We start from the raw sequence: 19723 nt of genomic DNA on the forward strand, positions 1-19723 counted from the left end.
CAGCCTTGGCAGACCGGCGGAACTGTCGTACGGTGACACGCAAGTAACCCACGGGAGCCCGGTGTACCGGGCTGAGAGGGGGGCTGACAGCCCCCGACCGTCGAACCTGATCCGGGTAATGCCGGCGCAGGGAGGAGAGTTGCCGTGCCGTCCCTTGGGCGACTGCATCTGATCACCGACACCCGACCCGGGCGGGATCCGCTCACCGTGGTCCGGGCCGCCCTCACGGCAGCCGGCGCCGACCTGGTGGTGCAGGTCCGCGTCGAGGACTCCGCCACCGACCGCGAGGCGTACGACCTGGCCCGCCGGGTGCTGGCGCTCTGCGCGCCGTACGGGGCGAACTGCCTGGTCAACGATCGGCTGCACGTGGCGTTGGCAGTGGGCGCCGCCGGCGGGCACGTCGGGGCCGACGACCTGCCGGTCGCCGCCGCCCGCCGGGTGCTCGGCCCCACCGGCGTGCTGGGAGCCACCGCCCGCGCGCCGGAGACGGCGATCGAGGCGGTCACCGCCGGAGCCAGCTACCTGGGCGTCGGGCCGTGCCACGCCACCGACACCAAGTCCGGGCTGCCCGACCCGATCGGTCCGGCAGGGGTACGCGCGGTCACCGGCGCCGTCGACGTGCCCGTCATCGCGATCGGCGGGGTGACCGCCGCCCGGGTGGCCGCGCTGCGGGACGCCGGGGCGTACGGGGTGGCGGTCGTCGGCGCGGTCTCCGCTGCCGCCGACCCGGCCCGGGCCACCACCGAGCTGCTCCGGGCGCTGACGTGCTGACCGGCCGGTCCCCGTCGACGTCATCGGACGACCGGGCCCGGCCGGACGTGGCGGTGGTGGGGGCGGGGCCGATCGGCCTGGCGGTCGCCTGGCGGTGCGCCGCCCGAGGGCTGCGGGTGGTCGTGCACGATCCAGCCTCCGGCTCCGGGGCGTCGGCCGTTGCGGCCGGCATGCTCTCCCCGGTCGCCGAGGCGTACTTCGGTGAACGGCAGCTCACCGCGTTGCTGCTGGCGTCCGCAGCGCTGTGGCCGACGTTCGCCGCCGAGCTGACCGAGGCCACCGGCGCCGAGCTCGGCTACCGGACCGACGGCACCCTGATGGTGGGGCTCACCGGCGACGACCTGGCCGAGGCGCGGCGGCTCTGGGCGTACCAGCAGGAGTTGGGCCTGCCGGTGACGCCGCTGCGCCCCACCGAGCTGCGCGACCACGAGCCGGCGCTCGCGCCCCGGGTGCGCGGTGGCGCGCTCGCGCCCACCGACCACCAGGTCGACCCCCGGTTGCTGGTGCCGGCGCTGCGCACGGCCGCCCGGCGGGCCGGCGCGGTGCTCGTGCCGCAACCCGTCCGGCACCTCTCCGAGGTGGATGCCCGGGTCACCGTGGTCGCCGCCGGCTGCGGCGCCGCCGCCCTCACCGGCCTGCCCGTGCGGCCCGTGAAGGGCCAGATCCTCCGGCTGCGCGCGCCCGGCGGCGTCGCGCCGGGCTTCCGGCACGTGATCCGGGGGTACGCCGACGGCGAGCCCGTCTACCTGGTGCCCCGCGCCGACGGGGAGGTGGTGCTCGGCGCGACGGTCGAGGAACGGTCGGACACCACCGTCACCGCCGGTGCCGTGCAGCGGCTGCTCCGCGCGGGCGTCGACCTGCTCCCCGAGCTGGCGGAGTACGACCTGGTCGAGGCGGTCGCCGGGCTGCGCCCGGGCACCCCGGACAACGCGCCCATCCTCGGGCCGCTGCCCGGCCGGCCGGACGTGCTGGCTGCCACCGGACACCACCGGCACGGCATCGTGCTCACCCCGGTCACCGCCGACCTGATCGCCGGCCTGGTGACCACCGGCGTGCCCGATCCGCTGCTCGCGCCCTTCCGGCCCGACCGATTCGACAGCGACGCCCCGGCTTCCGTCGGCGCGGCCGGTTCCGGTGCGCCGGCCGGGGCCGACAGGCCTGATTCGACGATGGAGGAGGACCGGTGGAGCTGACGGTGAACGGGGCCGGGCGCGACGTCCCGGGTGGCGCTTCGGTGGCCGACCTGGTCCGCGACATCACCCCCGAGCAGCGCGGGGTGGCGGTCGCGGTCAACGGCGAGGTGGTGCCCCGGGCGGGCTGGCCGGCCACGATGCTGCGCGACGGTGACCGTGTCGAGGTGCTCACCGCCGCGCAGGGCGGGTGAGCGCGATGCCGTTCGAGCTGGGTGGGGCGACGTTCACCTCGCGGCTGATCCTCGGCACCGGCGGCGCCGCGAACCTGCACGTGCTGGAGCAGGCGATCCGCGCGTCGGGCACCGAACTGGTCACTCTGGCGCTGCGCCGCGTCGACACCGCCCCCGGGTCCGCGGGCGGGCTGCTGGAACTGCTGGACCGGTGCGGGGTACGCCTGCTGCCGAACACCGCCGGCTGCCACACCGCCACCGAGGCGGTGAAGGTGGCCCGGCTCGCCAGGGACGCGTTCGACACCGACTGGATCAAGCTGGAGGTGATCGGCGACGAGCGGACGCTGCTGCCCGACGGGGTGGAACTGCTCCGCGCCGCCGAGGAGCTGGTCGCCGACGGTTTCACCGTGCTGCCGTACACCAGCGACGACCCCGTGCTGGCGCGCCGGCTGGCCGACGTGGGTTGTGCCGCCGTGATGCCGGCCGGCGCGCCGATCGGCTCGGGGCTCGGCATCGGCAACCCGCACCACATTCGACTGATCCGGCAGGCCGTGGACGTGCCGGTGATCCTCGACGCCGGCATCGGCACCGCCTCGGACGCGGCCCTGGCCATGGAGTTGGGCTGCGACGCGGTGCTGCTGGCCAGCGCGGTCACCCGGGCCGCCGACCCGGTGGCGATGGCGACCGCCATGCGGTACGCCGTCGAGGCCGGCCGCCTGGCCGCCGGCGCCGGCCGCATCGCCCGCCGCTTCCACGCCCTCCCCTCCACCCCTGACGAGGGAAGACCCGACCTGTGACCCCGACCCCTGCGCCGCCGGCCCGTCGTTCCCGGACCCTGCCGTCGGGCGTCGCCGTGCTGACGGATCGGCTGCTGACGAAAGGGCCGCTTGATCGGGTCGTGGCGAGGGCTGTGGCCGGGGGAGTGCGCTGGGTGGTGCTGCGGGAGAAGGACCTGCCCCGCGCCGAGCGCTCCGCCCTCGCGGCCGGCCTGCGCGCGATCCTCACCGAGGTCGGCGGAACCCTGATCGTGGCCGGCCCCGACCCGCTCGACGGCGACGCCGTCCACCTCCCGGCCGCCGGCCCGTACCCGCCACCGACCCATCCACTGGTCGGCCGCTCCTGCCACAACGAAGCCGAGCTGCACCGACTCACCACCGAGCACTACGCCACCCTCTCTCCCGTCTATCCGACCAGAACGAAGCCCGGCTACGGCCCACCCCTCGGACCCGACGGACTGCACAAGCTGATCGAGGCCAGCGGCGTGCCCATCCTCGCGCTCGGCGGCATCGAAACCCCGGACCAGGTCACCGCCTGCGTACAGGCAGGAGCCGTCGGAGTGGCGGTACTCGGCGCAATCATGCGAGCCGAAGACCCCACCGAAGCAGCCGCCACCCTGACCGGAGCCTTCAAAGAGGCGGTCACCCCGATGACGAAAACCAGGCGCCGAGGCGCGGAGGTCCCCACGACGCAGCCCTCAACCGCAACCAAAGAGGCAAGATGACACCGCGCACAGTGCTCACCATCGCCGGCTCAGACTCCGGCGGCGGCGCGGGCATCCAGGCCGACCTCAAGGTGTTCGCGGCGCTCGGCGCGTACGGCACCAGCGTCCTCACCGCCGTCACCGCGCAGAACACCCGGGGCGTGGACGCCGTCCTGCCACTGCCCCCGCGCACGGTCACCGATCAGTTGGACAGCGTGCTCGCCGACTTCACGGTCCGCGCGGTCAAGACGGGGATGCTCGGCACCCCCGCCGTCGCCGACGCGGTGGCCGAGGCCGCCCGGGAGGGCCGGCTGCCCCAGCTCGTCGTCGACCCGGTGCTGGTCGCCACCAGCGGTCACCGGCTCGGCGTGGTCGGTGCGGTCGAGCGGCTGCTCCCGCACGCCAGGGTGGCGACACCGAACTGTGCGGAGGCCGCGGCCATCACCGGACGCCCGGTGGACGACGTGGCCGCGATGGTCGTGGCCGCCGAGGCCCTCGCGGCCGGCGGCCCGGAGCACGTGGTCGTCACCGGCGGTGACCTGGACGGGGGAGAGGCGGTCGACGTCCTGCACGGCGGCGGCGTCACCACCCTGCTGCGCGCCCCTCGCGTGGACACCCGGCACACCCACGGCACCGGGTGCTCGTTCTCGGCGGCGATCGCCGTGCGGCTCGCGCTGGGCGACGAGGTGCCGGCGGCGGTCGGGGCCGCCAAGGAGTACGTGCTCCGTGCGCTGACCGGCGCGCGGGGTTGGGAGCTGGGCGAGGGCCGCGGGCCGCTGGATCACTTCGGCTGGTCCGCTTGATCACCAGGGAGGCTGTCATGCAGGCACGAGGCAAGGTGTACGTCGAGGGTTCACGGCCGGATGTCCGGGTGCCGTTCGCGGAGGTGGAGCTGACCGGAGACCTTCCGCCGGTGCGGCTCTACGACACGTCCGGTCCCGGCTCCGACCCGGAGGTGGGGCTGCCGCCGCTGCGCGGGCCGTGGATCGCCGAGCGGGGTGACGTCGCGCCGGTGCGGGGCGCTGGCACGCCGCTGGCCGGAGCTGCCGGGCGTCGCCCGACCCAGCTCGCGTACGCGCGGGCCGGTGTGGTGACGCCGGAGATGGAGTTCGTGGCGATCAGGGAGAACGTCGACCCGGAGCTCGTCCGGTCGGAGATCGCCGCCGGTCGGGCGGTGCTGCCACTCAACGTGAACCACCCCGAGTGTGAGCCGGCCATCATCGGCAAGGCGTTCCTGGTCAAGGTGAACGCCAACATCGGTACCTCGGCGGTCAGCTCGTCGGTCGCCGAGGAGGTGGAGAAGCTGACCTGGGCCACCCGCTGGGGCGCGGACACCGTCATGGACCTGTCGACGGGCAAGCGCATCCACGAGACCCGTGAGGCGATCGTGCGGAACTCGCCGGTGCCCATCGGGACGGTGCCGATCTACCAGGCCCTCGAGAAGGTCGGCGGCGACCCGGTGAAGCTCAGCTGGGAGGTGTTCCGGGACACCGTGGTCGAGCAGGCCGAGCAGGGCGTGGACTACATGACGGTGCACGCCGGGGTGCTGCTGCCGTACGTGCCGCTGGCGGTGGACCGGGTGACCGGCATCGTGTCCCGAGGCGGCTCCATCATGGCGGCGTGGTGCCTGGCGCACCACGAGGAGAACTTCCTCTACACGAACTTCGCCGAGCTGTGCGAGATCCTGGCCCGCTACGACGTGACCTTCTCCCTCGGTGACGGGCTGCGGCCCGGCTCGATCGCCGACGCCAACGACGAGGCACAGTTCGCCGAGCTGCGTACTCTCGGCGAGCTGACCACGGTCGCCTGGGAGCACGACGTGCAGGTGATGATCGAGGGTCCGGGGCACGTGCCCATGCACAAGATCAAGGAGAACGTGGATCTGCAGCAGGAGTGGTGCCACGAGGCGCCGTTCTACACGCTCGGCCCGCTGACCACCGACATCGCGCCCGCGTACGACCACATCACCTCGGCCATCGGCGCCGCGATGATCGGCATGTTCGGCACCGCCATGCTCTGCTACGTCACCCCGAAGGAGCACCTGGGCCTGCCGGACCGGGACGACGTGAAGGCGGGGGTGATCGCGTACAAGATCGCGGCGCACGCGGCGGACCTGGCCAAGGGGCACCCCGGCGCGCAGGACTGGGATGACGCGCTGTCGAAGGCGCGGTTCGAGTTCCGCTGGGAGGACCAGTTCAACCTGTCGCTGGACCCGGAGACCGCGCGCTCGTACCACGACGCGACGCTGCCCGCCGAGCCGGCGAAGACGGCGCACTTCTGCTCGATGTGCGGCCCGAAGTTCTGCTCCATGAAGATCACCCAGGAGCTCAAGGAGTACGCGGCCCGCGGCATGAAGGACAAGTCGGAGGAGTTCGTCTCCGGTGGCGGACGGGTCTACCTGCCGCTGGCCTGACCACCCACCCGGTGTGCCGGCCCGCTGGAACAGGCGGCGGGCCGGCAAACCGGTGCGGCGGTCGGTGGACGCGTCAGTCGCGGTGGTGGCGACCGGTGGAGCGCAGCGAGCGGCGGCCGTTCTCCTGCTCAGGCTCGTTGTCCGCCACCGGCTTGCCGAGGCCGGCGACCCAGTCGACGAATTCCTCGTCCTGCGCGGGCAGCGGCTCCGGCGTGTCCGACGGCGTCGCGCTCTCCTCCTCGGCGCGGGACCGGTTGCGGCGGAACAGTCCGCCGAGCCGTCCTCGCCGCGCCGGCTGGTCGGCGTCGCCCGGGGGCGTCGGCGCGGCCGGTCCGGCATCGGTGCTCGGCGCGTCGCCGGTGCCCCTGGCGGCCTCGGACGGGCCGATCTGCTCCGGCGCCACCGGAGACGCCGACGTCGGGGTGGCCGGTCCCGTGGGGGTGCCGGGGTCGGAAGCCTCGGCTGCCCGGTCCGGCATGCCGGTGGCGCGTCGCCACCGGGCGGCTGCCCGGTCCGACGCGCTGCGACGGCCGGCTGGAGTGGCGGGACCCGCCGGTGCCGTCGGGCTCGACGAGTCGGCGGGGGCCGCGTCCTCGACGGCCGCGGCCGAGCCCGCCGAGGCCGTCGGGGGGACGGCCGGCGAGCTGTCCTGCGGGTCCGCCGAGCCGACGGGGCGGGCGGTCCTGAAGGCGTCCCAGCTGCTGGCACGGCTCAGGTCGGGCAGCGGCGCCCGGTGCCGGGGCCGGGGCGTCCGCTCGGTCGGCTCCTCCGGCCCGGTCGTGGCGTCCGGGGCCGTCGACCCGGCGTCACTCGTCTGGGCCGGAGCCGTCCACGCCGGGGTGACCGGCCAGGCCGGCGCGGCCGGCGTCCACCGGTCCTTCTCCGGCTTGCTGGCGGTCGCCGCCCGGAACAGCGGCTCCACGGGACCACGCCCGGTGTCGGAGCGCTCGGTGTCGGTCGTGTTGGCGGCATCGGTGGCCGCGCCTGCAGGCGTCGAGGTCGCCGTCGGCTCGGCCGTGGCGGGCGGCTCCGAGGTGGCGGCGGGGTCGGTGCCGGCGACCGGAGTGGGCCGGGTGCCCCGACCGGATGCCGAATCGGGGGTCTCCTTGCCGGGCCGGGAAACGCCACCCGCCTTGCCGGACCGGGCGTCGCCGCTCGTCCTCCCCGCTTTGCTGGCGGCGGGTTTCGTAGCGGGGTCAGCGGCAGCTTCCGGGTCGGTCGGCTTCGTGCCGCCGGCGACGTCCGGGGTCGTGGCCGACGGGGTGGACTTCGGCTTGCGGGTGCGACGCGGCTTGGGCGCCGGCGTGGCGGTCGCGCCCGCGTCGCTCGTGGCCGCGCTGGTGGTGCCCGTGCTCGCCGTCCCCGTGTCGGCCAGGTCCGCGCTGGTCGGCTGGGCCGTGCCGCTCGTGCCCGTGTCGCTTGCAGCCGCGCCGGCCGTGGCGGCGCTGGTCGTGGCCGTGCTGGTCGTGGCCGTGCTGGTCGTGGCCGTGCTGGTTGGCTGGGCCGAGCCGTTCGTGGCCGTCGCCGCGGTGCTGGCTGCGTCGTCATCGTTGCGCGTCGGGCCGTCGGCCCTGGTGCGCGTCGCCGTGGCGGGGGTCGACACCGGGGTCGGCTCGCTCGGGAGGGTGGCGTCGCTGGTGGTCGGGGCCGACTCGGTGCCGGTCGGTGCGACATCCGGGCGGCTGGCAGGAACGGTCGGCTCGGGCTCGACGACGGGGGAAGCAATCGTCTCGTCGTCGCGGCTCGGGCTCGTCCCGTGTCGTGCGGCGGTGAACTCGCCGGTCGGCTCGGTCAGCCAGGCGGCGGGGGCGGTCGGGGTGTGACCACCGGTGCGGCGCGGTGACCGGCCCTCGGCCGGTCGGGAAACGGCGACGTCCTCGGTGGCGGTCGGGTCGGCGGGGCTCGGGCCGTGCTGGCCGCTCGCCGTGGTCGCCGGCCAGTCCCAGTGGGCCGGGACGGTGCGGACGGTGGTGGTCGTGTCGCCGTCGCTCGGGGCGCGCCCGATCCCGGCGGGCTCCACGGCTGCGGCGGTCGGCTTCGCGGTGGCGGCGGTGGGCTCGGCGGCGGCGGTCGGCTCGGCGGAGTCCGCCGAGCCCACCGACTCGGTGCCGGGCAGGACTGGGCCGGCGGGCAGCGGGCGCAGGATGTCGGTGGGCTCGATCGGCTGCGCGTCGGTGGCGCGGGCACGCACCGGCCAGCGCAGCAGCGCGGCGGCGGCCGCGCCGAGCGCGCCGGCGAGGACGGCGATCAGCGCGCCGTAGTAGGGGGTGGTCTGGTAGCGGTCGACCGCGTCGCCGGGGCCGGCGGTCAGATAGGCGAACGCCACCAGCACCGGGCCGGCGACCCCGGTGGCCCCGCTGATCAGCGGCACCTGGCCCCGCCAGCGGGCCAGCCCGGCGGTCGCCGCACCGGCGAGCAGCGCCCCGATGGGCAGCAGGAGCAACGCCAGCCGCTGTGCCGCGCCGTCGTCGAGCCAGGTCGGTTCGAGCACGCCGAGCCGCACCGTGGGCAGCGGGCCGGTGGTGCCGAGCGACGGCAGGACGGAGACCAGCGCCAGCACCCACACGATGCCGGCCATGGCCGCCACGTTCCAGCCCAGCTCGGGTCGGAGCAGGACGGCGATGGCCGCGCCGGCCCCGATCAGCGCGCCGAGCACCGCGCAGATGCCGACCGCCCAGACCGGGTCGATTGAGATCAACTCGGCGGCCCGGGCTGGCTGCATGCAGAGCGGGGCGACGACGGTGGCGCCGAGCGCGGCGGCGGCGCCGACGGCCAACTGCCGTCCGGTGCTGGCCGGCAGCCCGTCCCGGCGGGCCAGGCGTCCGGTCAGGACGGCGCCGGCCACCGCGGCGTTCGCGGCGAACCAGCCCACCCAGACGAGCTGGGCCGGCCACTGGTTGACGGTCGTACCGGTGAAGGCGCCGGTGAGCCGGATGATGCCGAATCCGTACGCGACGCCGAGCTGGCCGGCTCCGGCCAGCACGCTCACCCCGAGCGCCGTGAGCAGCAGTCTGCCCCAGGTCCGAAAGGCCATGTCCGGCACGTTACGCACCTGGTACACCGGATCGCCACCGGCGCGCCGCGCGGCGTGGCGGCCCGCCGTCGGCGGGTCTACTTGAGTTCGACCAGCCGAGCCAGGTAAGTCGTGTCCCCGACATTGGTCAGCATGTGTACGGCTCCGGGGTCCCGGTAGACCACTCCGCCGGTGGGTTCGTCGGCGTCGATCCGGGTGCCGTCGACCGTCTGTACGACGTTCTTCGCGCCCTCGATCGCCACCACCAGATAGGGGTGGTCGTGCCGGTGCAGCGGCTGGCGCTCGCCCGGTTCGAGCCGGATGTGCCAGACCCTGACCCGGTCGTTCTCGTACACGATCTCCTGGCCCACCGGGCCGAGTTCGATCCCGTCGGTCACGTCGCTCATCGTTCTCCGTCCAGTTGCGGGAGCACCTCGGCGGCGATCAGCTCAAGGTGGTCGAGGTCAGCGAAGTCGATCAGGCGCAGGTGGACCCGGGTGGCGCCGACCGCGGCGAACTCGCCGATCCGCTGCACGAGCTGCGCGGGCGAGCCGACCACCGGGTCCTCCGGCGGCAGCGCGCTCTTCTCGTGCAGTGGTGCGGCCCGCCGCTGTGCCTCCGAGTCGGTCCGGCCGATGGCCACCACGATCCCGGCGGAGAGCACCAGGGGAGCGCGCCCGGACTCGGCCCGGCCGGTGCGGTCGCACGCCTCGCGCACCCGGTCGTACGCCCCGGCGGTCTGCTCCACCGACTTGAACGGCATGTTGAACTCGTCGGCGTACCGGGCGGCCAGTTCCGGAGTGCGCTTGGGCCCGCGCCCGCCCACGATGATCGGCGGTCCGGGCACCTGCACGGGCTTGGGCAGGGCCGGGGCGTCCACCAGCCGGTAGTGGTCGCCGGTGTAGCTGTACGTCTCGCCCGGCGGGGTCCGCCACAGCCCGGTGATGACCTCAAGCTGCTCGGCCAGCCGGTCGAAGCGCTCGGCCACGGCCGGGAACGGGATGCCGTACGAGGTGTGCTCGCGCTCGTACCAGCCGGCGCCGATGCCCAGTTCGACCCGGCCGCCGCTCATCTGGTCGACCTGCGCGACCATCACCGCCAGCGGACCGGGCAGACGGAAGGTGGCCGACGTCACCAGGGTGCCGAGCCGGATCCGTTCGGTCTCGCGGGCCAGCGCGGCGAGGGTCAGCCAGGCGTCCGTGGGGCCGGGCAGGCCGGGGTCGGCGCCCATCGACTGGTAGTGGTCGGCGCGGAGGAACCCCTCGAAGCCGCCGGCCTCGACGAGCCGGGCGAACCGGAGCTGGTCGTCGTAGCTGGCGCCCCGGTGTGGCTCGGTGAAGACCGACACCCGCATGGTCATCGTCCTTCCGCGGCGGCCGCGGCCGGCTGGTCGCGTTCCATCAACAGCTCGTGCAGGTCGGCGCTGACCTGGGCGACGTCGGCGAGGTGGGCGTTGCGGCCCAGAGTGCGGGGCCGGGGGATGGTCACCTCGACGACCTTGCGGATCCGACCGGGGCGGGGGCTCAGCACGACCACCCGGTCGGCGAGCAGCACGGCCTCGTCGATCGAGTGGGTGACGAAGACGATGGTCGGCTTGTTCTCCATGTGCACCCGCTGGAGTTCGCCGGAGAGTTCCTCACGGGTGAGCGCGTCGAGCGCGGAGAACGGCTCGTCCATCAGCATCACCCGGGGCTCGCCGATGAGCGACCGGCACAGCGACACCCGCTGCTGCATGCCGCCGGACAGCTCGTGCGGCAGCCGCTTCTCGAAGCCGGCCAGCCCGGCCACGTCGAGCAGTTGCCGGGCCCGTTCGCGGTGCTTGGCGCGGCTCCAGCCGAAGATCTCCACCGGGAGCAGGACGTTGTCCAGCACGGTGCGCCAGGGCAGCAGCGCCGGCTTCTGGAACAGCATGGCGATGTCCCGGCGGGGCCGGGTGATCGGCGTACCGGCCACGGTGATCTCGCCGGCACTCAGCGGGAGGAGCCCGGCGATCAGCCGCAGCAGGGTGGACTTGCCGCAGCCCGAGCGCCCGAGCACGGCGACGAACTCACCCTCGGCGACGTCGAGGTCGATGCCCCGCAGCGCCTCCACCCGGCCGGACCGGCCTTCGAAGGTACGGGACACCCCGGACAGTCGGATCATCTCGGGCGGACCTCCGCTGAGTGGACGGTCAGGAATCCGGCAAAGGCTAGCCGGCTCGTCTGCGTAACGCACCGTCCGGGGTCGGTCGTCAGGTTGTATCCGTTCCGCAACCCGATACGCCTGGCGTCGCAAAGGTGGGTTTCTCGTACGCTGTGCCCGCGAAGAGTCCCCTCACGACGGCGGTGCCCGGCTTCCACCCCTCCCTCCGGTCCCGCCACGACAACCCCCTCCGGTGGCCAGCGGCCCCGGTCGGAAAGGACATGGTGCACTGATGAGAAGGCTGACCCGTACGGTCGCTACGGCCGCGCTGGCCACCGCCCTCGCCCTCGTCTCCGCCTGCAGCAGCGGGTCGGACTCGGCCGACGACGCCAAGGGCGGCAACGGCGGGGCGTTGGAGAAGGTGACCTACCTCACCTCCTTCGGCAACTTCGGCCGTGACTCCTACGCCTGGGTGGCGAAGGAGAAGGGCTTCTTCAAGGAGGCCGGCTTCGACGTCGAGATCAAGGCCGGCCAGGGCACCGGCGGCGTGATCCAGACCGTCGTCGGTGGCCAGGCCGACTTCGGGCCGATCGACCTCACCGGTGGTCTTCTCCAGCTCGGCAACGGCCAGGCGAAGGACTTCATCGCGGTGGCCGCGATCCAGCAGCGCACCATGGCCGGCATCGCCACCGTCGAGGGCAAGAACATCGCCTCCCCGAAGGACCTGGAGGGCAAGAAGCTCGCCGACACCCCCGGGTCCGTGGTCCGCAACCTCTTCCCGACGTACGCCCGGCTCGCCGGTGTGGACGCCAGCAAGGTGACCTGGGTCAACGGTGAGGCGCAGGCGCTCATCGGCACGCTGGCTTCGGGTTCGGTGGACGGCATCGGCCAGTTCGTCGTGGGTCAGCCGACCATCGAGGCGGTGGCCAAGAAGAAGGCCGTCATGCTGCCGTACAGCAACGTGATGCAGGACCTCTACGGCAACGTGCTCATCACCTCGGCGAAGATCGCCAAGGAGAAGCCCGAGATGGTGAAGCGGTTCACCGCCGCGCTGCTCAAGGGCCTGGAGTACAGCCTGGCGAACTCCAAGGAGGCCGCCGACATCCTGAAGAAGAACGTCGACGCCACCAACCCGGTCGCGGCCGCCGCCGAGCTGGACCTGATGGCCGCGTACGTCCGTTCCGGCAACTCCGGCACCGCCATCGGCACCCTGGACAGCGGCCGGGTGGCCAAGAGCATCGCGATCCTGCAGGGCGCTGGCGCGCTGAAGCAGAACGTCACCCCCGAGCAGATCATCGACTTCAGCCTCGCGCCGAAGGCCTGATCGTCCGGTCGTCACCAGGGGGTACGTTCCGCCGATCCGGTGGGGCGTACCCCCGTCGCTCGTCGGCCCTCGCGGCCGTCGGATATCGAGGAGGACAAGATGACCGACGTCCGGTCAGCGGAGCCGGTGGCGGGGGTGCCCGCAGCCCCGGGCGCCGGCCCCGAGGCGGGGCGGGCGGGTAGGGGTGTCGGCCTCCGCGCGGGGACCGGGGCGGCGCTGCTGCCCGTGGCCGGCCTCCTGGTCGCCCTCGCGGCGTGGTGGCTGATCGCCCGGCTGGAGCTGGTCCACCCGGCCGCGCTGCCACCGCCGGGCGACGTGCTCGCCGCGTTCGTCGACAAGCCTGCCCGGATGCTGGAGCACACCTGGGACACCCTGTTGGAGATCCTGATCGGCTTCGCCCTGTCGGCGGCGGCCGGTGTCCTGATCGGACTCTCCCTGGCCAGCTCCCGCACGGTGGAGCGGATGTTCACCCCGCTGCTGGTCGCCATCAACGCGGTGCCCAAGATCACCCTGGGTCCGCTGCTGGTGGTGGCGCTCGGCTGGGGTCAGAAGCCGATCCTGACCATGGTGTTCCTGCTCTGTTTCTTTCCGATCGTGCTGTCCACCGCGACCGGCCTGACCACCACCCCGGCCGACCTGGCCGAGTTGGTGCGCTCCTGGAACGCCTCCCGTTGGCAGGCGTTCCGCAAGGTGCGCTTCCCGGCCGCGCTGCCGCAGATCTTCGTGGGGCTCAAGGTGGCCATGCCGCTGGCCGCGATCGGCGCGGTGATCGGTGAGTTCCAGGCCGGCGAGAGCGGCCTGGGCTACGTGATCCTCCAGTACGCCGGCGTCGGCGACACCGCCACCGCCTGGGCGGCGATCATGCTGGTGGCGCTGGTGAGCATCCTGCTCTACTCGGCGCTGGTCCTGGTCGAGCGGCTCGCGCTGCCCTGGGTGCGGGAGACCACCAGCCGCTGAGCGGTGTGGCCCGCCGGGTACGGCGGGCCACACCCTCGCGCTATCCGGCCAGTCGCCAGCGGCCGTTACGGGCGACCAGCGTGGTGAGCGCCTGTGGCATCAGCCCGGAGTGGTTGTCCGGCGTCATCCGGATAGGGCCGGAGAGTCCGTCCATCTGGGACGTCTCCAGCACGTCCCGGATGCCGTCGCGGTCGACCTGCCCGGCCGCACCCCCGGCGCGCAGCTCGGCGTCGGCGATCAGCTGGACCGCGTCGGCGGCGAACGAGGAGGACCCGTTGTAGCCGCCGAAGCGTGCGGTGTAGTCCTGGAACCACTGCCGCCGGGCCGCCTTCGCCGGCGTGGTGGCGATGACGTCGTCGATCACCATGGTCTGGGTGAAGATCAGCGTGGCCCGCTCGGTGGCCCGGGCCGCCGCACCGAGGAACAGGTCGCCGGCCGCGCCCGCGTCGAAGAAGAGCGACCCACGGAAGGCGGCCTGCTGGGCGCTGTTCGCGGCGAGCGTCGCCTGCTCCGGCGGGGTCCAGATGACCAGGGCGTCGGGCTTGAGCTTGGTCAGTCGCGTGACCTGCTGGCCGACCTCGGTGTCGGTGGTCTTCACCGACTCCTCACCGACCGCCTTGATGGAGGTCTTGTCCAGCTCGCGGCGGAGCGCGAGCGCGCCCTCCCGGCCGTAGTCGTCGTCGCTGTAGAGCAGGCCCACCTTGCGGACGTTCTTGCGGCGCAGTTCGGTGGTGAGCGCGGCGGCGCTGTCCGCGGCGTTCGGGCCCAGCTTGAACACGTAGCGCCGTTCGGCGACCGGGCTGGCGATGGCCCCGGAAGCGGCGAGCGCAATGGTGGGAATCCGCTTCTCGTTGATGGTGCCGACCGCGCCGACCGCACATTCGTTACAGCCGCCCATGATGATGGCGCTGACTTGGGAATCGCTGCTGAAGTCGGCGATGTTGCGCAGTGACTCGGCGGCGTCGGAACGGTTGTCCTTCACCTTCAGCTTGATCTTCCGGTCGTTCAGTGCTCCGGAGGAGTTCAACTGCTCGACCTTGAGATCCAGGGCCCTCTGGTATGCCCGGCCCACCGGTGCGGCGGCGCCGGAGAGTTCGAGGTCCGCAGCGATCACGATCGGACTCGTGTCCTTGTCGTCCCCGCCGAACTGGCAGCCGGTGAGCGTGGTGGCCACAACGGCCGATGCGAGCGCCGCAATGGTCGCGGAGCGGATGGGGCTCAACTCAGTCCTCCAGGTGCGGGCGCGGGCGCTGCCCGGTCACCGCCGCTAATCCGTCCTCAGTGGAGGACGGGATCTCCTCTGCCGTACGGTGTGCGCGAAGCCTGCAAAACCTTGCCAATGGCCAGCGCTGTGGTCAAGCGCGGACGTTGGTCGCATTTTCGGGACGGCCATCCCACATGCTGGGGTAACGCAATGTTTGCAAAAGCTCACTTTGCATACACGCGCGACCACTCTGGAGTTACATGCCCTGTTCAGGGGCTTGCGGAAATGAAGGTATCAGTTGACCGGATCACGGGATGCGCGCCGTCCGACCGTTTCCTGCCCCACTGCGGCTTCCCAAAGAGTGTCTTCTCTGATGAAATCGCGGCCGTGCCGCGCGTGGTCCCCTCCGCCCTCGGCATGGTTCGGCGGGTCAGGCGGGGAAGAAACGACGGAGGCGATGTCGTGAGCACCGGACCGACGACCCTGCCCGCGCTCGGCGACAGTGCCGGGCGTACGCGCCGACGGTTGCCGAGACTGCGCGACGCCCGGATCCGGTCCAAGCTGGCGCTGATCCTGGTCGTCCCGGTGGCGGCGGTGATCGCACTGGCCACGGTCCGGCTCATCTCGGTCGGCGAGGGCGCCCTCGACGCCACCCGGGCACGGTCGCTCACCGCGCTCTCCATCGACGTCAGCGCGCTGACGCAGGACCTCCATTCCGAGCGGATAGCCGCGGCGGCCTACCTGGCCACGCCGCAGCAGCCGGCCGACGCCTACAACCTGCGGGTCCGCCAGACGCAGCAGCGGGTCGACGAGTACCGCGCCGAGCGGGGCCGGATCGGCGAGGTGCCGGCGGCGCTGCGGGACCGGCTGGCGGCCATCGACGACCACCTCGCCACGCTGGACGGCACCCGTCAGGAGGTGCTGGACCGCCGGCAGATGGCCGTCGCCGAGGCGGTGCTGCGCTACGGCGTCATCCTGACCGACCTGGTCGCGTACGGCGACGGGCTGGCCCAGCTGCCCGGCGAGGAGCGCCTGTCCGACAGCCGCCGTGCGGTCGCCGCGTTCGCGCGGGCCAAGGCGTCCGTCGCCGAGGAGCAGGCGGTCGCCTTCACGGCGCTGTCCGCCGGTCAGCTCGACTCGGAGCAGTTCTCGTCCTTCGTGGCGACGCTGACCAGCCAGCAGGAGGCCCTGCTCGCCTTCTCGCTCGCCGCCGACCCGGCGCAGCGGTCCCTGGTCGACAGCACCGTCTCCGGTGACGCGGTCGGCCTGGCCGACCGGGTCGCCACCGACATCACCCGCTCGGTCGGGCAGCGCCCGCTGGTCAGCGTGCAGGACGCCACCGCCGCCATCGGTGCGGTCAACGACCTGATGCGCTGGGCCGAGGTGCAACTGCAGAACCGGCTGCTGGAGCAGGCCGACGCGGCACGCACGAACGTCATCCGGCAGGCCGTGGTCGAGTCGGTGCTGGTGCTGCTGACCCTGCTCATCGCCGTGTCGCTGGCCGTGGTGCTGGCCCGCTCGCTCAACCACTCGCTGCGCCGGCTGCGTGAGGGCGCGCTCTCGGTGGCCAACCACGACCTGCCCGACGCCGTGAAGCGGCTGCAGAACATGGGCAGCGTGGGCGACGGCGGGGTCGAGGAGATCGTCCGGCAGGTCCGCGACCCGATCCAGCTCACCAACCGCGACGAGGTCGGCCAGGTGGCGTTGGCCTTCAACGTCGTACACCGGGAGGCGGTGCGTGTCGCCGCCGAGCAGGCCGCGCTGCGGACCAGCGTCTCGGCGATGTTCCTCAACCTGGCCCGCCGCAGCCAGACCCTGGTCGACCGGATGATCGGCGAGCTGGACGCGATCGAGCGCGGCGAGGAGGACCCGAAGCGGCTGGCGCAGCTCTTCGAGCTGGACCACCTCGCCACCCGGATGCGCCGCAACGACGAGAACCTGCTGGTCCTGGCCGGCGCCGACTCCGCCGTACCGCGTCGCGACGACGCGCTGGTGGTGGACGTGCTGCGCGCCGCCCAGTCCGAGGTGGAGCTCTACAACCGCATCGAGTTCGGCACCGTCGACACCGACATCTCGGTCGCCGCGCACGCCGTCAACGACGTCGTGCGGCTCGTCGCCGAGCTGCTCGACAACGCCACCCGGTTCTCGCCACCGAACACCACCGTGGTCGCCGACGGTCGCCGGATCCGCGACTACGTGCTCATCCAGATCGAGGACCGTGGGCTCGGCCTCACCGACGAGCAGCTCGACTCGCTCAACCGGCGGCTGGCCGCGCCACCGAGCGTGGACGTCGCCGCGTTCCGGCTGATGGGTCTGGCCGTGGTGAGCCGGCTCGCCTCCCGGTACGGCATCCGGGTGGAGTTGCGCCGCAACGTCGAGGGCGGCACCGTTGCCCAGGTGACGCTGCCCGCCGCGACCGTGGTGCTGCCGGCCAACCGGGGCCGCGAGCAGGTGCTCACCCGGCCGCGCCAGCCCATGGCGGTCGAGCAGACGCCGCTCACCCCGATCGGCCACGCCGAGCCGTTCGCCGGCGCCACCACCGCGGCGGCAACGCTGCCGGACCAGTGGCGGACCAACGCGCCGGCCCCGGCGCAGTGGCAGTCCCCGCTGGACGCGCGCGACACCACCCCGGCCGTGCAGGCTGGCGGATTCACCGGTACGCACGCGACGGTGCCGCCCGCCGCGGCTCCGCCCGCCCCGGTCCCGCCCGCCCGACCCTCGTTCGGCACCGGCTCGGGTCTCTCGACGGGCAGCCCCACGGTGGCCTACCCGACCATCGACCCGCTGCCCCGGCGCGGCTCGGCGGACGCCACCGACGGGCGGAACGCACCGGTGCTGCCGGTCGGGCCGGTCGCCGGCCCCGGCGCGGTCGCGCCTCCACCGGCGCCGACGGTGCCGGCCGCCCCGGTCAGCACCCGGCCCGAGTTCCCCGCCGAGGCGCCGATCTTCCGGGAGATGGAGGCGGTCTGGTTCCGGTCGCACGGCGACGACGCCACCGCGATCTTCACCCGGCCGAAGTTCGACGGGCCCCCGCCCGTCGCCAGCGCCGCCCCGACCGACGCGCGTGCGGGCAACAGCGGTCAGCAGACCGCGGCGTCCGCGCCGGCCAAGGCGCCGGCCCGACCGCCACTGCCCACCCGCACTCCGGGCAGCTCCAACGCCGACGGCATCGGAACGTCGGGCAGCACCGGGAGCACCAACGGGTTCGGCACGAGCGGGGCGGGCACGGCGCCGCCGTCGTACACCCCGCCGCCGGCCCGGACGGCGCCGCCCGTACCCGCCGCCCCGAGTGCACCCGCCGCCCCGGCCACGCCCGCCGCGCCGGCCACGGACACGAACTCCTGGCGGACGGCGGCCGACGAGGGCTGGTCCCGGGCCAGCAGGGCCGCCGAGCCGGCCCCCGCCGGGACGACCCGCTCCGGGCTGCCCAAGCGGGTGCCGCAGGCGCAACTCGTGCCGGGCGGCATCGAACCGAAGGGTGGCCGGGACCGCAGCCGGCGGACCCCCGATGAAGTACGCGGCCTGTTGTCGGCCTACCACCGCGGCGTGCAGCGCGGCCGGACGGCCGGAACGGACCTGAACAGCACCTCGACCAAGGAGAGCCGATGAACAGGCCAGCTGCCATGCAGGACATGGGTTGGCTGCTCACCAACTTCGCCGACAGCGTGGCGGGTATCGCCCACGTGGTGGCGGTGTCCGCCGACGGGCTGCTGCTCGCCTCCTCCCGGGATCTTCCGGGGGACCGGGCCGACCAGCTCGCCGCGATCACTTCGGGTGTGGTGAGCCTGACCGAGGGCGCGGCCCGGATGTTCAGCGCGGGCGGGGTGTTGCAGACCGTCATCGAGATGGACAGCGGCTACCTCTTCCTCATGTCGATCAGCGACGGCTCGTCGATGGCCGTGCTCGCGGCGCGTAGCTGCGACGTGGGCCAGGTGGGCTACGAGATGGCGCTGCTGGTCGAACGGGTGGGCGCCGCGCTGGTGCCGCTGCCCCGCGACGCGGTGCGCTCGTAGCACCTAGACACGGCGCGCGGTTCGCGCGCCGGACCAGGGACGGGAGGCGGTGTGGACCGGCTCCGCAGGGGACGAGGAGGTGATCGGGGATGGACCAACGACGCGCTGACCCGCGCGGCGCTCTGGTGCGTCCGTACGCGGTCACCCGTGGTCGTACCGAACCCCGGCAGGACATCGCCCTCGAGGCGGTCCTCACGGCTTCTCCCACCCAGGTCGCCGAGTCCCGCTTCGCCGGGCATGACAAGCACCGCATCGCCACGGTCTGCGAAGGCCGGGCACAGTCGCTGGCGGAGATCGCCGCGTACACCCGGATGCCGCTGGGCGTCGCCCGGGTGTTGGTCGCCGACATGGTGGCCGAGAGCCTGCTGACGTTACACACTGCTGCTCCCGCCGAGGGATTCGAGGAGCGGATGGAACTGCTTGGTAGGGTGCTAAGTGGACTTCGCAGGCTATGACCCCGCTGGGGGGCGGCAGAGCCGGGGAATCGTCTCGGCGAAGATCGTCGTCGCGGGCGGCTTCGGCGTCGGCAAGACGACCCTGGTCGGTTCGATCTCCGAGATCACACCGCTGACCACCGAGGCGGTGATGACCGCGGCCGGTGTCGGCATCGACGACCCGTCCAAGGTGCCGGGCAAGGAGACCACGACGGTCGCCATGGACTTCGGCCGTATCACCATGGCCCAGGACCTGATCCTGTACCTCTTCGGCACACCCGGCCAGACCCGGTTCTGGTTCATGTGGGACGAGATCATCCGGGGTGCGGTGGGTGCGGCCGTGCTGGTGGACACCCGCCGGATCACCGACGCGTTCGCCCCGCTGGACTACTTCGAGAACCGCAACCTGCCGTACGTGGTGGCGCTGAACCGGTTCGACGGCGCTCCGGAGTACGAGCTGGAGGAGATCCGCGAGGCGCTGGCCATCTCGTCGCAGGTGCCGCTGGTGATGACCGACGCCCGGCACCGGGACTCGGTCAAGCAGGTGCTCGTGACGGTGGTCGAGCACGCCATGCTCCGGCTCCAGGCCGAGCACGGTCGGGGCTTCCCCACGCCGGTCGGCTGATCCGG

General features: G+C 73.3%; 18 protein-coding genes and 1 riboswitch. Of the genes, 13 read left to right on the forward strand and 5 right to left on the reverse strand.

Going from position 1 to position 19723, the window contains the following annotated elements; genetic code table 11:
• Positions 1–40 precede the first annotated feature (40 nt).
• Positions 41–150, forward strand: a riboswitch (TPP riboswitch).
• The 7 genes from thiE (at position 145) to thiC (ending at position 6027) form a co-directional block, all read left to right on the forward strand.
• Complete coding sequence (thiE, locus tag M8C17_RS24375) at positions 145–771, forward strand: thiamine phosphate synthase (RefSeq protein ID WP_252418882.1); 627 nt, start codon at positions 145–147, stop codon at positions 769–771. Its footprint overlaps the riboswitch before it by 6 nt.
• On the forward strand, positions 768–1964 hold the full coding sequence (thiO, locus tag M8C17_RS24380; RefSeq protein ID WP_256483255.1) for a glycine oxidase ThiO: 1197 nt from the start codon (positions 768–770) through the stop codon (positions 1962–1964). The genes thiE and thiO overlap by 4 nt, the downstream gene beginning before the upstream one ends.
• Positions 1955–2155, forward strand: coding sequence for a sulfur carrier protein ThiS (thiS, locus tag M8C17_RS24385; protein ID WP_252418884.1), 201 nt, complete (start codon positions 1955–1957; stop codon positions 2153–2155). The genes thiO and thiS overlap by 10 nt, the downstream gene beginning before the upstream one ends.
• Complete coding sequence (locus M8C17_RS24390; protein WP_308209585.1) at positions 2152–2931, forward strand: thiazole synthase; 780 nt, start codon at positions 2152–2154, stop codon at positions 2929–2931. Before thiS ends, M8C17_RS24390 begins: the two co-directional genes overlap by 4 nt.
• Positions 2932–2969: 38 nt before the next feature.
• Entirely contained in the window at positions 2970–3635 is a 666-nt protein-coding gene (locus M8C17_RS24395; protein WP_256483257.1) for a thiamine phosphate synthase, read from the forward strand.
• Positions 3632–4417 carry a bifunctional hydroxymethylpyrimidine kinase/phosphomethylpyrimidine kinase gene (gene thiD, locus M8C17_RS24400; RefSeq protein WP_252418887.1) on the forward strand — a complete coding sequence of 262 codons (786 nt, stop codon included), beginning with the start codon at positions 3632–3634 and terminating at the stop codon, positions 4415–4417. The genes M8C17_RS24395 and thiD overlap by 4 nt, the downstream gene beginning before the upstream one ends.
• A 17-nt stretch (positions 4418–4434) precedes the next feature.
• Complete coding sequence (gene thiC / locus M8C17_RS24405; protein WP_252418888.1) at positions 4435–6027, forward strand: phosphomethylpyrimidine synthase ThiC; 1593 nt, start codon at positions 4435–4437, stop codon at positions 6025–6027.
• Between the two features lie 73 nt (positions 6028–6100).
• Here the strand turns inward: thiC and M8C17_RS24410 are convergent, their stop codons facing one another.
• The 4 genes from M8C17_RS24410 to M8C17_RS24425 all read right to left on the reverse strand — a co-directional run bounded on the left by M8C17_RS24410 (position 6101) and on the right by M8C17_RS24425 (position 11182).
• A complete protein-coding gene (locus tag M8C17_RS24410) occupies positions 6101–9061 on the reverse strand; it encodes a hypothetical protein (protein WP_252418889.1) in 2961 nt (986 codons plus the stop codon).
• A gap of 77 nt (positions 9062–9138) precedes the next feature.
• Positions 9139–9447: a cupin gene (locus M8C17_RS24415; RefSeq protein ID WP_252418890.1), complete on the reverse strand. Its 309-nt coding sequence runs from the start codon at positions 9445–9447 to the stop codon at positions 9139–9141.
• Complete coding sequence (locus M8C17_RS24420; protein WP_252418953.1) at positions 9444–10394, reverse strand: LLM class F420-dependent oxidoreductase; 951 nt, start codon at positions 10392–10394, stop codon at positions 9444–9446. Before M8C17_RS24420 ends, M8C17_RS24415 begins: the two co-directional genes overlap by 4 nt.
• Before the next feature lie 2 nt (positions 10395–10396).
• Positions 10397–11182 (reverse strand): ABC transporter ATP-binding protein, encoded by a 786-nt coding sequence (locus M8C17_RS24425; RefSeq protein ID WP_252418891.1) that lies wholly within the window; start codon positions 11180–11182, stop codon positions 10397–10399.
• A gap of 271 nt (positions 11183–11453) precedes the next feature.
• On the opposite strand from M8C17_RS24425, the gene M8C17_RS24430 reads away from it, so the two are divergent.
• Positions 11454–12485 (forward strand): ABC transporter substrate-binding protein, encoded by a 1032-nt coding sequence (locus M8C17_RS24430; protein WP_252418892.1) that lies wholly within the window; start codon positions 11454–11456, stop codon positions 12483–12485.
• 99 nt (positions 12486–12584) lie between these two features.
• On the forward strand, positions 12585–13442 hold the full coding sequence (locus M8C17_RS24435) for an ABC transporter permease (RefSeq protein ID WP_252418893.1): 858 nt from the start codon (positions 12585–12587) through the stop codon (positions 13440–13442).
• A 40-nt stretch (positions 13443–13482) separates the two neighbouring features.
• Here M8C17_RS24435 and M8C17_RS24440 read toward each other — a convergent pair whose 3' ends face one another.
• Complete coding sequence (locus M8C17_RS24440) at positions 13483–14664, reverse strand: ABC transporter substrate-binding protein (RefSeq protein ID WP_252418894.1); 1182 nt, start codon at positions 14662–14664, stop codon at positions 13483–13485.
• A 444-nt stretch (positions 14665–15108) separates the two neighbouring features.
• Here M8C17_RS24440 and M8C17_RS24445 point away from each other — a divergent pair, with 444 nt between their 5' ends.
• The 4 genes from M8C17_RS24445 to M8C17_RS24460 all read left to right on the forward strand — a co-directional run bounded on the left by M8C17_RS24445 (position 15109) and on the right by M8C17_RS24460 (position 19718).
• On the forward strand, positions 15109–18255 hold the full coding sequence (locus tag M8C17_RS24445) for a nitrate- and nitrite sensing domain-containing protein (RefSeq protein WP_252418895.1): 3147 nt from the start codon (positions 15109–15111) through the stop codon (positions 18253–18255).
• Positions 18252–18659 carry a roadblock/LC7 domain-containing protein gene (locus M8C17_RS24450; RefSeq protein ID WP_007465177.1) on the forward strand — a complete coding sequence of 136 codons (408 nt, stop codon included), beginning with the start codon at positions 18252–18254 and terminating at the stop codon, positions 18657–18659. Before M8C17_RS24445 ends, M8C17_RS24450 begins: the two co-directional genes overlap by 4 nt.
• An 89-nt stretch (positions 18660–18748) precedes the next feature.
• A complete protein-coding gene (locus M8C17_RS24455) occupies positions 18749–19114 on the forward strand; it encodes a DUF742 domain-containing protein (protein ID WP_007465174.1) in 366 nt (121 codons plus the stop codon).
• Entirely contained in the window at positions 19095–19718 is a 624-nt protein-coding gene (locus M8C17_RS24460) for an ATP/GTP-binding protein (RefSeq protein WP_252418896.1), read from the forward strand. Before M8C17_RS24455 ends, M8C17_RS24460 begins: the two co-directional genes overlap by 20 nt.
• The last annotated feature ends 5 nt before the right edge of the window (positions 19719–19723 follow it).

The sequence above is a fragment of the Micromonospora sp. RHAY321 genome, assembly GCF_023896955.1.
In the GTDB taxonomy this organism is placed as follows: domain Bacteria; phylum Actinomycetota; class Actinomycetes; order Mycobacteriales; family Micromonosporaceae; genus Micromonospora.